Below are 13,381 nucleotides of genomic sequence, written 5' to 3'. Positions count from 1 at the left end.
TCATTGGTTATCTTACACTGATGAAACGCTTACACCTGTCCTTTATTTTTCTTACCAGCTTAATGTGTTTTGCATTTCAAAATCCAAAAACATCAATCCACAAACTCAATTTCACAACGCATTATAATCAGTTTTATCTTGTGGACAAAGGCTCTCCTCAAAACACAGGCTCCACAAAATTTTGGACTAAAGAGGCTTATGACTCGAGGCTAGCATTGGAAGACGGTGTTATTGGAGTGGGTACCCAGTCTTATGGCCATATAAAAGGTGTGATCATCATTTTGACAAACCAGCCACAAAAAGAAGATTTCGCAAAATATGATCATATCGTTGAAGGTGGGTTGACTATAAAATCCGGTGTGTTACAAATTTTAGACTGCCCCAATTCGGCGCTTATTTCAGAACTAAAACTAAAGCCCGGCAATTATCGGATAAGAGTTTATTCATCAAACCTTAAAAATGCAGATATTGATGAGAATGAAGGAAAGGACCACTACAGACTGATGGTTTGGCCAGATAAAAATCTGCAGCGCTCCGTTTTAAAACAATTTAATAATAAGTAATTATCTCACCACAATCTTCTTCCCCATCCTTACACTAATTGGCGAACCACTAGCAAAAAATGCCGATACCGGTTTAGCGGTTAAAAAAGGCACAAAGGCATCGCCATATAATTCAGCTACATCGGCATCAAACACAAAATCCTTAACCGCGGCAACCTGCCAGCTAATGTGCTGCACTTCGTATTCCATGGTTTTTGCCTGGCTGATGATGCCGTAACCCCAGTAATGCTCGAAGATAAATTCCTCGGGACTGCCGGGCTGAATATCGATGTAGGTGTTGCTTACGGTAGCGCCCAGTTTGTTCCAGCGACCGTTCAGCATCCATTCGTATAAAAATTCGGTATGCTCATCCCCCGCCGGGGTTATCGAACTGCGCATAGGCAAAGCGCGATAGTTTTCATTGTATAGGTTATTAGCGATGAGGGCGATTAGGTTCTTCGGCACCAGTTCGCTGATAAATACCGCGCCGCGTTTCCATTCCTCACCATCAAAATACCGAACGTAAAAGCGCAGGTTAACTTCCTCAAAGTTTACGTGCATGGGCCATTTTATGCCCAATACTTTAGTGTTGGTGAACATAAAACCAACCATACTTACCAGCGCTTTACCCTCCCACAGGTCAAGCTCGGTTGCGGCGGGGATGTAGGGTTTTAGTATTTCGGGATCAACCTCGTAATTGATCATCACCAGGTTTTCCCAGTTGGCTTTGAGGAAGGTGCGGTTGGGCATACTGTATTTACTTATTAAACAAAAATGTCATCTCGACCGACGGGAGAGATCTTATACAAGCGACAAGTGTCCGGCGTATAAGGTCTCTCGCTAACGCTCGAGATGACAGGTGTTGAACTTTATTTTTTAAAAAATTACTTTTTATAATACTTCATCGCCTCCGGTATCAGGCTTTGTATGTTGGCTATACGGGTAGCGTCAGACGGGTGAGTGCTCAAAAACTCCGGCGGCGCGCCACCTGTTTTTTGGGCAGCCATACGTTGCCAGAAAGTTACCGCCTCGTTAGGATCATAACCGGCCATGGCCATAAAGGTTAAACCTAATCTATCCGCTTCTGATTCCTGATTACGAGAGTATTTTAGCAAAGCCAACTGGTTACCTACGCCATACAACTGGCCAATAATAGCCTGCGTAGCGGCAGATTTTTGGCTGGTAGCAGCGCCAATAGCGGCACCACCTGCCTGCGCCGCCAATTCCTGCGACATACGCTCGGCCGAGTGGCGGGCGATAGCGTGGGCAATTTCATGACCCATTACAACGGCAAGGCCGGCGTCGGTTTTAGTTACGGGCAGTATGCCGCTGTAAACTGCCACCTTACCACCCGGCATACACCAGGCGTTAACTTCGGCGCTTTGTATCAGGTTAAATTCCCATGTAAAATTGTACTGGTTGGCGTAGCCGTTTTGCTGCAGGTAGCGCTCAATAGCCTGGGCCAGTTGCCCGCCTATGCGTTTAACACGCTGGGCATCGGTGCCGCTGGCTACCACTTTAGTTTTTGGATCGGATAATAACTGCGAATAACTTGCCGCTGCCGATTGATTGATCTCGGCATCGCCTACCAAACTTAGCTGCCGGCGTCCGGTCAACGGCACGGTGGAGCAGGCGAAAATGGTAGTAACGGCTATAAAAGCAAGTAAAAATTTAAGAGTTTTCATATTGAGTATTGTTGTGTGTGTTTGTTTTTGTTGTACAGATATTGCATCGGCACTATTTGCTTAACATATTTAGTATAAGAATGTTTACGCAGAAATTAAGCTTCTTTTTTCTTGAGGAAATTCACTTTCGACTCTTTGCCTTTCAGCAAGCGCTCGATGTTTTTTTGGTGGGTTACCAATATCAGTATACACATGCACATGCCGTACAGGATAACCGATTTCATATAGGTTGGGAATATGAACGTTACCCCTATCGGATACATAAAACCCGCTATGATCGAGCTTAACGACACGTAGCGGGTAATAAGTAAAACCACTATAAATATCGACACACATAGCAGCGCCGACGGCAGGTTTACCGCCAGTATCATTCCAAATAAAGTAGCTATGCCCTTACCGCCCCTAAAGCCGGCAAATATGGGGAACAGGTGGCCCATTACTGCGGCAATACCTAAAGCCAATTCATGGTTAACAAACGGCGCAGACCCTGCAGGTCCGGTTGTGCTGGTACCTATCAGGTAAACAAGACTTGTTGCTGTCCATCCTTTTAAAATATCGATCAGCATTACGGGGATGCCCGCTTTTTTGCCCAGCACCCTGAAGGTGTTGGTAGCACCTGCGTTACCGCTGCCATACTCGCGCACATCAATACCATAAAAGGCCTGCCCTATCCATACTGCTGTGGGTATCGAGCCGCATAAATAGGCTACTATAAGCGCAGAAATTGAATAGACAGTTACCATGTATCCGCAATATTATAAATTGAAAATTGCACTAACAAGTTTAATCCTTTTTATGGGTTAATAGCCCGAAGTTTTTAAAATATTAAGTAAATTTTAACAAGACGTTAAAAATCATTAACCTATTTAACCGCTTTTAAGCTTAAATCCAACGACTTAACCGAATGCGTTAATTCGCCTATCGAAACATAATCAACCCCGCAATTGGCATAATCGCGCACGTTATCAATAGTAATACCGCCCGATGCCTCGGTAATAAAACGGCCTTCTATGATATTTACGGCCTGTTTTAGTTCGTCATACCTAAAATTATCTAACAAAATACGGTCTACACCGCCGGTAGCCAGTACTTCCTCCAGTTCTTCCAGGTTGCGTACTTCTATCTCTATGGCCAGTTTTTTGCCGGTATCAGCGATGTATTGGCGGGCGTTCTCGATCGCCGGGCGTATGCCGCCCGAGTAGTCGACATGGTTATCCTTGATCAGGATCATATCATACAAACCAAAACGGTGATTAACGCCGCCACCTATTTTAACGGCCCATTTCTCCAGGTTACGCATACCAGGGGTGGTTTTGCGGGTATCCAACACCTTGGTATTGGTGCCCACCAGCAGATCAACAATATGGTTGGTTTTAGTTGCTATGCCCGACATGCGCTGCATACAGTTCAGCACCAAACGCTCGGCTTTAAGTATGCTGTGCGCGCTGCCTTCAACCTCTAAAACAATATCTTTTACTTTTACTTCGGCGCCGTCATTCATAAAAACGGTTACCTTAAGGGCGGGGTCAACTTCGTTAAAAATAAGCAGGGCCAGCTCAACGCCGGCTATAATGCCTTCTTCTTTAACTAATAATTTGGCTTTGCCGGTAGTGCCTTGCGGGATGGTAGAGAGTGATGTATGGTCGCCATCGCCAACATCTTCGTTCAATGCGTTTTGTATAAACGGTAGTATGAGTTCCTTGTCCAAACTGTATGTATTTAGCGCTTCAAAAGTACTAACAATTTTTGGATGTGGAAGTTTGCGGACCGCCAATTGTGGAACGGCCTATGTTACAGCTATTATAAATTGCGGTTTAAAAATCAAATCCAAGCCTTACGCCGCCCTGCATCAGCCTGATATTCTCTGACGATACCGCACCAAACGGAATACGGATAAACGGCCCGAAGTTAAGCTGATTATTACCCACAGCCTTCTTTTTACCTACAGAAAGCATGTAAAAGCCCAATACATTCTTAATCTTTTCACGGCTATCCTCTGTTTTAGCTTCGGTGGTTGCACGCAAAGTTTCAACGTAGCCGCCTGCTGCCAGGCTATAACTGGCCTGCGGTACGGTAACCTGCGCCAGGTAATTGTATTGCATATTGTTACTTAACACCTGCATACCCACCACGCCAGCGCTTACATAATAGCCGTTATCGGTTTTGTATTGAACACCGATAGGCACCTCTACACCCGAAATAGCTAAACTAATATTCTGCACCTGACGGGTTGATGTTGCCGTTGGCGAACCGCTGCCATTAGCCGCAGCGTTAAGCGATGAGTAAGCCACACCACTGCTGATAGAGAAGTTATCAGTTATTTTATAAGCTACCTCAACGCCGGTACCAAAATTAACTTTCTGGTTACCCACACCAGGTGCTACTACTACCGAGTAGGTTAGGTTTTTACCATCCTTTTTAGCCATGGCTATAGCAGGTTTGGTGTTTTTGCTATTAACCAGGCTATCATATATCGAGCGTGTAACCGGCGCGTTTTTCTTTAGTTGATTTTGAGCCATTACACCGCCTCCCAAAACATTCGGCGCGGTTTTAACTGTGGCGCTATCGGGCACTACAGGTTTTTGCATGAGCTGGTTATTACCGTTTTGTACAGCGGTATTAGGGTTAGCCGCAATAATGCTGCTACCCGGATCTGTAATTAACGGCTTAAGTATCGGCTGGTTTGATGTAACCGGCTGAATGTTTTGTTGTTGGTTGGCAGGCTCTTTTATAGGGGTTAGGGTATTGCTTGTTATGTTGTTTGATCTATTATTACTGTTTGAGTTATTTTGTACAATGTTTTGTTGCGCTAATGAATTTTGAGGCCTTACCACCTGCTCAGGCTGTATAACAGGTGCCATACTATCAACCGGCAACTGCTGTTGCCCGGGCTGTACTTGTTGCGGCCGACGAGGATCAACCTTAGTTTGAGTATACTCCACCGACTTAGGGCCTGCACTAAAAAACTGCGCGGCTACGTACGAAAATAATAGCAACACCGCTGCGGCACCCGCTACGCGGTAATACCACACAGCCATGCGCCTGCGTTTACGCTGCTGCTGAAACGCCTCCCAGGCACCCGGCTTGTAAGCGTCCTCGTACGCGTGCAGGGCATCCTCTATCCCACTAAAAAATTTTTCTTCTTTATCCATCATACGTCATCATGCTTTTGTGATAAAGGTTTATCAGTTTGGTACGTGCACGGGTTAAATAAACGCGGCTGGTGCTGGCCGGTATATCAAACTTTACGGCTATCTCTTCGTGCGAAAAGCCCTCTATCTGGTGCAGGTTAAACACCATTTGCTGTATGGGTGGCAATTCGTCAATTAAAGCTATTATGGCTTTATAAGTTAAATTATCAGTTGGTTCCACGGCTATTTGCATCACCTGTTCATCTGCAATATCATCCACATATAACACGCTCTTTTTTGCCCTAAAACTGTCAATAGCGGCATTGGCCGCTATACGGCCTATCCAGCCTTTAAAAGCTTTGCTTAGCTCTTCGGGCGGGCCGTCAAACCTAAAATCGTTTATCTTTTTAAAAATGCGCATAAACACATCGTTCACCAGTTCGTCTATGCTGTCCCGATCTTTAATGTAGCGGTAAATAACACCCGACAGGTAGCCATAGAAAGTCTTGTACAAAAGCTCTTCGCTTTTATATTCCCTCCTTCCGCATCCTTCAATAAGCTGTTTTAAAGTCGGCTGTTTTTTTAGCACCTGTTATAAATTATTAACCATTGCCCGGTTAGGGGCAATGGTCCTTTTTATTATTAATAAAATCCGGGAATAAATAAACAATTCACCTTTTACCACCCCGATACCTCACAGTTGTTGCTGATGATGCAAATATCGCTACTCAACCTAACAATCCTAGCATATTAAACATCAACCGCTTAACAACCGGCTTATTAATAATTTCTTGTGATCTCGGCACCTAAGGCAGCACCATCAGTCGCGGTGTAAATACCACGCGCCCAAACGGTATAACTGCCACCTGCAACAATACTTACCGAAGGCAAAATAACTTTATCAACGGTTGAGCCATGATCACGCACCACAAAGCTGTATTGCTTGTTGGCATCAATAGCAACAAAACCGCTGTTTGCTTTATAAGTACGGCCGTTTACAATTGGGGTAGCTACACCGCTTGAGCCAAGATCTAACGACGGTGCACCAACGCTCATGTTTACAAACCTGATGTGTGCTTTACCCGCAGCCGGCTGCACCAGGCTATCCTGCAATAACACAAACTCGGCTGTAGCATAGTTACCGGTTAAAAATGCCGAATAAATTTTACCCTGGTCAAGCTGTACCGTTTTTGCAAATTTTTTCTCGTTGGCACGGTTGGCACTTACCTCGCGCGAACCTGCGTAAGCATACACATAGTCGTAGCCAAATTTATACTTCAACGAGTCGGAGCTTATACGGTTAGCATTTAAGTAAACCGATACGGCCGGTGCATCCGGACTGGCGTTATAAAACGATATGGCCGCTACTGGTTGAGGGTCCTCCAACGGTTCACTTTTCTTACATCCTGCAACTGCCAGCATCACTAATCCTGCAGCTCCCAATAGTCTTAATACTTTCATAATACGATAAATGAATTTTGTAATTAATTTAATGTTTTGATGATATAACGATGGAAGGAGGAGGTTCGCTACAAAGTAGTGGGAAATTTTATAAAATATCGAACATCGAATACTGAATATCGAATATCGAAGTGATATAAGTGGACAGATTTTGAAGATAGAATAGGGAGGAGATTTTATAAAACTATCTAAATAATATAAATTGATAAGATATTGAAGTAGTGTAAAAAGATAAATCAAACCTTCATTATTCGATATTCAGCATTCGATGTTCGATATTAAAACGAAGTACCATTATAATGGCGTTCCCTGCGGGCCGGGCTATGCGCTCATACGCCTGCAGGCCTTAAGCGTCCCCACAGCTGTGGGGCCCGGTATCCGCTCCTATCCCTAACGCGAGGGCGTGGGGGTGTCATGCTGAGCTCCGTCGAAGCATGAAGGCAAAGGCCTTTACGCACACCCTTCGACGGGGCTCAGGGTGACAGCCGTCTGAATTAGACTTACGAAGTTTTTAAAACTTCGTAAGTCTGCTCACGTACTCCCGCTATGCCTGCGAAAGTTCAGTTTTCTCAGACCGATCGGTAATAAAATAATCCACCAACACCAACACTACCATCGCCACAAAAGCTAACATATATACATTAGGAATACCAGTAACATACTGAATAGCAGAACCCACCATACCAGAATCACCCGCTGTATTTCCTGACGGACTGGTAAACAACAACATCGCCACAAAAAAAGCCACAGCCGCAGCTATGCCGTACCAAGCGTTGCGGGTAATGATAGGTTTGAAAACCCTTAGTGCTGCTGGCTGAGCATTGATCTGCGCCATAATATTGGCTGTAAAATCCATAGCCGGGCCTTCAGCCGGATGAAGTTGCAAAACCTCTTTCAAAGCATGTTCGCACGCTGCATCGGTTTCGATGGTTTGCATAACCGATTGGGTAAAATCAGCCGGCAAAGCATTTTCTTCAGCCGCCAGTTTTATGATGTTTTTAAATTGCTCGTCTTTAGTCTTTTTCATTGCTCACGTTCTTTTCTTTATCCAACAAAAACGCCAGGTCGCGCTCCAATACCTTACGTGCCCTGTAAAGTTTAATTTTCACGTTGGGTTTTGACAGGCCTGTTATTTCCTCGATCTCTTTTATCGGCAAATCGTTTATATAGTATAAAGTAACCAGCAGGGCATCAGTTTCGGGTAGTTTATTTATAGCGGCTTTTACCTGTTGCTGTACCTGCTTACTTTGCAGTTGCTCAAACTGGTTGGGCAGGTCGCCGGCTATTTCGTCGGTATCATCGCCCAGGGTTATGGTTTCCAGCCGGCGCTCTTTTAGTTTGGTTACCGCGGCGCGATAGGTTATGGTATATAACCAGGTCGAAAATTTTGCTTTGCCTTCAAACTGGTGCAACAACTGGTAGGCTTTTACAAAGCATTCCTGCGCTAGGTCCTGCGCATCCTCGTGGTTACGCAGTATTTTAATGGCAATACCATATACCATATCCTTGTAGCGGTTAACCAGGTGCGCATAGGCAGATGGATCGCCATTGGCTATCTTGTCTAAGTAATACCTGTCGTTTGCAAGCTCCATGTGTGCCTATAAGAGTGAATTTACGAAGAGGCGGTTACAAAAAATAAATTTTAATTATTTTGTATCCGGATGGTGCTGTTTCCTGTCATATGGGGTAAGCAATTAGAAATAAGAACATTTTAAAAAATAGAAATCATGCAAGAAGTTACCAGAGACGCCATAGTATCCATTACCCTGTTTGCCGCCGTGTTCGGTATGGTATATGTTTACTTAATGACACGCCACCGCGAGCGTATGACCATTTTAGAGAAAAACCTAAGCACCAACCCGTTCCCCGTTACCAACTACGGTTTAATCACCCTTAAATACGGGATGTTTTTAGTGGGAATAGCCATAGGCTTTTTAGTGGGATGGGTGTTAGAAACAAACGGCCTACCCGAAGGTATTGGCTACATATCAATGATATTCCTGTTTGGCGGTATTAGCTTAATAGTAAATTTCCTCATCACCAGAAAGCTGCAATCATAAGCTTTAAATTTTAACCCTTCCCCTGTTTTCTGTTAGGGGGAGGCATCAGCAACAAATTGATCACTTAAAAATCACAAGTGCCGTTTGGCAGCTTGCAGGCTTTTTATTGCCTGAAAATTTATAAATATGAAACTAAACACTTTAATCAAAATAAGCCTCGGCCTGTTGCTTACCACAGCTACATCGCAACTTTTGGCGCAGGAAAAAACGCTGAAAGAGGTTGCCATAAAAGGCACCAAAAACATTATTAAACAAGAGGTTGATCGTATAACCTACGACCTGCAAGCCGACCCGGAAAGCAAAGTGAGCAACGTGCTGGAAATGATGCGCAAGCTACCCTTTGTAACCCTGGACGCCGACCAAAATGTTTTGCTGAAAGGCAATGCCAGTTTTAAAATACTGTTAAACGGCAAACCATCAAGCATGCTGGAGCGCGATCTGAAAAATGTATTGCGCAGTATACCGGCATCAACCATACAGCGCATTGAGGTTTACACTACCCCGCCCGCCCGCTTTGACGCAGAAGGTTTGGGCGGCGTGATCAATATCATCACCATTAAAAAAATAGCCGACGGTTATAATGGAACGCTTAATGCCAACGTACGCCAGCCTTTAGGCATAGGTGCAGGCACAACATTAACCATTAAAGCCGGTAAATTTGGCGCCTCGGTTTTTGGTGGGGCGAACAAGAATGACAACCCGGTTACTTCAACCTATACAAAGTTGGAAAACATTGGGCCCAACCCAAGTGTATTATTACAAAATGGCAATACCACATCCGGCAACAAAAGTGGCTACATAGGTACCGACCTGAGTTACGAGATAGATGCGCTTAACTTGATATCGGGCCAGGTAAACCTAAACGGCAACCGTAATGGTGGCAGCAGCTTTCAAAATTCATCACTTAACAAAACCGTAGGGGCTGCCGAGGCTTATATGGTTAACAATAGCAACAACAGCCAGGGCGATGGTTTCGATGCATCATTAAACTACCAACGCGGTTTTAAAAACAGCAAAACCCGCTTACTTACTTTCTCTTACCGTTATTGGGGATATGACAATGGCAGCGGGGGAAACATCGCCTTCAATAACCGGGTAAATTACAGCCAGCCAAACTATAACCAATACAATAACACCTACGCCAACGAACACACCGCGCAGGTTGACTATGTACAACAAGTAAAAAAGGTATTGGTAGAAGCCGGCTTAAAAGGCATCACCCGTAAAAACAACGCCGATTTTGAGTTTGACCAATACAATGCTATAAGCGGACTGTTTGAACGTAACGGCGCCTTATCAAACCAATTTAACAGCAGGCAGAATATTTTAGCAGGTTACAACACATGGCAGTTTTTACTGTTCAAAAAGCTGGAAGTTAAAGCCGGAGTACGCATTGAGCAAACCACCATGGATGTTGACTTTATAAGCACCACCACCAACGTACATCAAAACTACCTGAATGTGCTGCCATCCGTAGCGCTTAACCTGCCGATGAAGAATAACACCAGCTTAAACGCGGGTTTTAGTCAGCGGATTAAACGCCCGGGGATAAACAAACTGAACCCGTATGTTGATAGGTCGAACCCTAACTTCCTGTCAAGCGGTAACCCGGATTTGCAGGCTTCGGTTATCAATGATATACGTTTAGGTTTCAACCTATCGCGTAAAGCAAACCTTAACGTATCGGTTTATTATGATTTCGCCAGCGGCTTTGATGTGCCTGTAACCACGCTTGATCCGGTCACTAACATTTCCTACACCACTTTTAAAAACGCGGGCAAAATTATAGGCATAGGCAGCAATATCAATTTCAGCTATCCTATCACCAATAAATGGAACATCAGCAATAACATCAACATGGTTTACTTTGAAATGGATGGCCAGGTGGATGGTGAAATGAAAACCAATAAGTTTTTCAACTTCGGCATGTCAACATCAACCGGCTATAATTTTGAGGATGGCTGGCGCTTAGGTTTTAGTGTGGATATTACCGGGCGAAACCCTACAGGCATACAAGGATCAACAAATGGTTTTGCCAGCACGGCCTTTAACGTGAGTAAGCAGCTGATCAAAAATAAGTTATCGTTCTCCGCATCCGTGCGTAACCCATTTACCGAGTACCGGGACAATGTAACCACTACTTCGGGCAAGTATTTTAACCAGGTAGTAAGCAACCAGCAATATTTCAGAGGCTTTAACGCCAGCTTAAACTACAACTTTGGCAGGCTGAAAGAGAATATCAAAAAAGCCAGGCGGGGGATAAATAATGATGATGGGGCGAGGTAGTGTTAGTGATTAGTTGATTTGTAATTAGAGACTAGTTGGGTGTGTGTTATTAATGCGAAGCGCTGCTAACCCAACTCCATAAATCGGTAGCTTCGTTGGTTTAGCCCTCTCTTCGCCTTGGCGGAGGAGGGTTTTTATTTTTGAGTAAAATGACTAATCTCTAATTAACTAGTCACCAATCACTATTTTCCTTTATCCGGCTCAATCCGTAACTCTATCAACTGCATGTTGGCGGCATCGCCTTTTAGGTTAAAAGCCACACGATAAGGGCCTTTATCCGTATTCAACAACACAACCGCGAAGCGATAGTTGGCGCTGGAGTTTACCCGGTGCAGTATTTTTACAGCTGATGGTTTGTTTTGGGCAAAGAATTTTTCGATGATGATCTGGGCCTGGGCCTTACTGTAGGTATCTTCTTCGGTACCAACGCGTACGTCAATATTGGCGGCAAACATTTTGGCCAGTTCCGGGGCGTTACCTTTACCCAGGAGTTCGGCAACTTTATCGATCTGATCGGCAGCTGTAGGATTAAACAGCATTAATAAAGCAAATATTGGCAGGTAGATGAGCTTCATAAATTGGCTATTAATAAAGTAAAGATAAGTATTAACGAAATAGCATGGGCATAAATTATAATCTATACTACCCTTATTTTATATTTGCAATGTGGAAAACAACAAGAAACTCGCACTAATTATACTGGATGGCTGGGGTTACGGCCGTAACGACCAGTCGAATGCCATTATAGCGGCTAAAACACCTTTTTTTGATTCGCTTATCGCTAACTACCCAAACTCAAAGCTGGAAGCTTCGGGCATGGCGGTAGGTTTACCTGACGGGCAAATGGGCAACTCGGAAGTTGGCCACATGAACCTGGGTGCAGGCCGTACTGTGTACCAGGAGCTGGGCCGCATTAACAAAGCGGTTGATGATAACGAACTGGTGAGCAACCCAACCATACAAAACGCGCTTAACTACGCTAAACACAATAACAAAGCGGTACACTTCATCGGTTTGGTGTCAGACGGTGGTGTGCACTCACACATAAAACACTTAAAAGGACTGTGCGATGTTGCCGGAGCTTTTGACCTGGACCAGGTATTTATACACGCCTTTTTAGATGGCCGTGATACCGACCCAAAATCGGGCTTAGGTTTTATTACCGAGGTTGAGGAGCACATCGCGGGCACTAAAGTGCAACTGGCATCGGCCATTGGTCGCTACTTCGCTATGGACCGTGATAACCGCTGGGAGCGTGTTAAAAAAGCTTATGATGTAATGGTACATGGCATTGGCCAGGCTACCGATAGCATCACCCAAAGCATCAAAGAATCGTACTTAAAAGATGTTACTGATGAGTTTATAGAACCCATTGTTAAAACCAATGGCGAAGGTGAGCCTGTGGCAGTGATAAAAGATGGCGATGTAGTGATCTGCTTCAATTTCCGTACAGACCGCGGCCGCGAAATATCTTTGGCGCTTACACAAAAAGCATTCCCTGAGTATAATTTGCACCCGCTGAACATAAAATATGTTACCATGACCACCTATGATGAAACTTTTGTAGGCGTGGAAGTGATTTTTACAAAAGACGACCTTACCAAAACCCTGGGCGAAATTATCCAGGATGCCGGTAAAAACCAGATACGTATTGCCGAAACCGAGAAATATCCACACGTAACGTTCTTCTTCTCGGGCGGCCGCGAAAAAGAATTTGATAACGAGAAGCGCCTGATGGTGCCATCGCCAAAAGTTGCTACTTATGACCTGATGCCTGAAATGAGCGCAGCCGGTATTCGTGACGCTATCATTCCGGAGCTGCAAAGCCGCTGGGCAGACCTGATCGTGCTTAACTTTGCCAATACCGACATGGTGGGCCACACCGGTGTTTTCGAAGCCGTTGTTAAAGCTGCCGAAACTGCCGATGCCTGCACACAGGCCGTAGTTGAGCAAGGCATTGCAAACGGCTATTCGTTCATCATCCTGGCTGATCACGGTAATGCTGATTATATGATCAATGAAGATGGCTCACCAAACACGGCGCATACCACTAACCTGGTACCTTGTATTGTGATTGATAATGGTGTAACCAGCGTTAAAGATGGTAAACTAGGCGACATTGCCCCTACTATTTTAAAGATATTAGGCGTTGCCATACCGGCAGAAATGAGTGGGAATGTGTTGGTGTAACAGCCAATTATAAAATACAAAAGCAA

The 13,381-nt window shown here is 44.5% G+C and carries 14 protein-coding genes; 4 read left to right on the top strand and 10 right to left on the bottom strand.

Going from position 1 to position 13,381, the window contains the following annotated elements:
* Positions 1-20 precede the first annotated feature (20 nt).
* Complete coding sequence (locus AC59JT_RS02930; protein WP_497395962.1) at positions 21-563, top strand: hypothetical protein; 543 nt, start codon at positions 21-23, stop codon at positions 561-563.
* On the opposite strand, the gene AC59JT_RS02925 is transcribed toward AC59JT_RS02930, so the two are convergent.
* The 9 genes from AC59JT_RS02925 to AC59JT_RS02885 all read right to left on the bottom strand — a co-directional run bounded on the left by AC59JT_RS02925 (position 564) and on the right by AC59JT_RS02885 (position 8,411).
* A complete protein-coding gene (locus AC59JT_RS02925; RefSeq protein WP_497395960.1) occupies positions 564-1,292 on the bottom strand; it encodes a YqjF family protein in 729 nt (242 codons plus the stop codon).
* A 134-nt stretch (positions 1,293-1,426) separates the two neighbouring features.
* The gene (locus AC59JT_RS02920; RefSeq protein WP_497395958.1) at positions 1,427-2,227 is read right to left on the bottom strand and encodes a M48 family metallopeptidase; all 801 of its coding nucleotides are present in this window, start codon (positions 2,225-2,227) and stop codon (positions 1,427-1,429) included.
* A 95-nt stretch (positions 2,228-2,322) separates the two neighbouring features.
* The gene (plsY, locus tag AC59JT_RS02915; protein WP_497395956.1) at positions 2,323-2,970 is read right to left on the bottom strand and encodes a glycerol-3-phosphate 1-O-acyltransferase PlsY; all 648 of its coding nucleotides are present in this window, start codon (positions 2,968-2,970) and stop codon (positions 2,323-2,325) included.
* A gap of 119 nt (positions 2,971-3,089) precedes the next feature.
* Complete coding sequence (gene nadC, locus AC59JT_RS02910; protein ID WP_497395954.1) at positions 3,090-3,935, bottom strand: carboxylating nicotinate-nucleotide diphosphorylase; 846 nt, start codon at positions 3,933-3,935, stop codon at positions 3,090-3,092.
* Positions 3,936-4,041: 106 nt separating this feature from the next.
* A complete protein-coding gene (locus AC59JT_RS02905) occupies positions 4,042-5,382 on the bottom strand; it encodes a hypothetical protein (protein WP_497395952.1) in 1,341 nt (446 codons plus the stop codon).
* On the bottom strand, positions 5,372-5,872 hold the full coding sequence (locus AC59JT_RS02900; RefSeq protein WP_497395950.1) for an RNA polymerase sigma factor: 501 nt from the start codon (positions 5,870-5,872) through the stop codon (positions 5,372-5,374). The genes AC59JT_RS02905 and AC59JT_RS02900 overlap by 11 nt, the downstream gene beginning before the upstream one ends.
* 266 nt (positions 5,873-6,138) lie before the next feature.
* Positions 6,139-6,819 (bottom strand): DUF4397 domain-containing protein, encoded by a 681-nt coding sequence (locus AC59JT_RS02895; protein ID WP_497395948.1) that lies wholly within the window; start codon positions 6,817-6,819, stop codon positions 6,139-6,141.
* A gap of 544 nt (positions 6,820-7,363) precedes the next feature.
* Positions 7,364-7,846, bottom strand: coding sequence for a hypothetical protein (locus AC59JT_RS02890; protein WP_497395946.1), 483 nt, complete (start codon positions 7,844-7,846; stop codon positions 7,364-7,366).
* Positions 7,833-8,411 carry an RNA polymerase sigma factor gene (locus AC59JT_RS02885; RefSeq protein ID WP_497395944.1) on the bottom strand — a complete coding sequence of 193 codons (579 nt, stop codon included), beginning with the start codon at positions 8,409-8,411 and terminating at the stop codon, positions 7,833-7,835. Before AC59JT_RS02885 ends, AC59JT_RS02890 begins: the two co-directional genes overlap by 14 nt.
* A gap of 135 nt (positions 8,412-8,546) precedes the next feature.
* Between AC59JT_RS02885 and AC59JT_RS02880 the strand changes: the two genes are divergently transcribed.
* Both AC59JT_RS02880 and AC59JT_RS02875 read left to right on the top strand, forming a co-directional pair.
* Positions 8,547-8,879 (top strand): DUF6249 domain-containing protein, encoded by a 333-nt coding sequence (locus AC59JT_RS02880; protein ID WP_497395942.1) that lies wholly within the window; start codon positions 8,547-8,549, stop codon positions 8,877-8,879.
* A gap of 126 nt (positions 8,880-9,005) precedes the next feature.
* Positions 9,006-11,165, top strand: coding sequence for a TonB-dependent receptor domain-containing protein (locus AC59JT_RS02875; protein ID WP_497395940.1), 2,160 nt, complete (start codon positions 9,006-9,008; stop codon positions 11,163-11,165).
* 182 nt (positions 11,166-11,347) lie between these two features.
* Here the strand turns inward: AC59JT_RS02875 and AC59JT_RS02870 are convergent, their stop codons facing one another.
* Positions 11,348-11,740 carry a DUF4783 domain-containing protein gene (locus tag AC59JT_RS02870; protein WP_497395938.1) on the bottom strand — a complete coding sequence of 131 codons (393 nt, stop codon included), beginning with the start codon at positions 11,738-11,740 and terminating at the stop codon, positions 11,348-11,350.
* Positions 11,741-11,831: 91 nt separating this feature from the next.
* On the opposite strand from AC59JT_RS02870, the gene gpmI reads away from it, so the two are divergent.
* On the top strand, positions 11,832-13,355 hold the full coding sequence (gene gpmI, locus AC59JT_RS02865; protein ID WP_497395936.1) for a 2,3-bisphosphoglycerate-independent phosphoglycerate mutase: 1,524 nt from the start codon (positions 11,832-11,834) through the stop codon (positions 13,353-13,355).
* The last annotated feature ends 26 nt before the right edge of the window (positions 13,356-13,381 follow it).

The sequence above is a fragment of the Mucilaginibacter sp. A3364 genome (assembly GCF_059690715.1).
This window is presented reverse-complemented; position numbering and strand designations above follow the sequence as displayed.

Bases quoted from the DNA above. Each gene is read 5' to 3' on its own strand.
- AC59JT_RS02930 (WP_497395962.1), top strand. From the start codon at position 21: ATGAAACGCTTACACCTGTCCTTTATTTTTCTTACCAGCTTAATGTGT.
- AC59JT_RS02925 (WP_497395960.1), bottom strand. From the start codon at position 1,292: ATGCCCAACCGCACCTTCCTCAAAGCCAACTGGGAAAACCTGGTGATG.
- AC59JT_RS02920 (WP_497395958.1), bottom strand. From the start codon at position 2,227: ATGAAAACTCTTAAATTTTTACTTGCTTTTATAGCCGTTACTACCATT.
- plsY (WP_497395956.1), bottom strand. From the start codon at position 2,970: ATGGTAACTGTCTATTCAATTTCTGCGCTTATAGTAGCCTATTTATGC.
- AC59JT_RS02905 (WP_497395952.1), bottom strand. From the start codon at position 5,382: ATGATGGATAAAGAAGAAAAATTTTTTAGTGGGATAGAGGATGCCCTG.
- AC59JT_RS02895 (WP_497395948.1), bottom strand. From the start codon at position 6,819: ATGAAAGTATTAAGACTATTGGGAGCTGCAGGATTAGTGATGCTGGCA.
- AC59JT_RS02890 (WP_497395946.1), bottom strand. From the start codon at position 7,846: ATGAAAAAGACTAAAGACGAGCAATTTAAAAACATCATAAAACTGGCG.
- AC59JT_RS02885 (WP_497395944.1), bottom strand. From the start codon at position 8,411: ATGGAGCTTGCAAACGACAGGTATTACTTAGACAAGATAGCCAATGGC.
- AC59JT_RS02880 (WP_497395942.1), top strand. From the start codon at position 8,547: ATGCAAGAAGTTACCAGAGACGCCATAGTATCCATTACCCTGTTTGCC.
- AC59JT_RS02875 (WP_497395940.1), top strand. From the start codon at position 9,006: ATGAAACTAAACACTTTAATCAAAATAAGCCTCGGCCTGTTGCTTACC.
- AC59JT_RS02870 (WP_497395938.1), bottom strand. From the start codon at position 11,740: ATGAAGCTCATCTACCTGCCAATATTTGCTTTATTAATGCTGTTTAAT.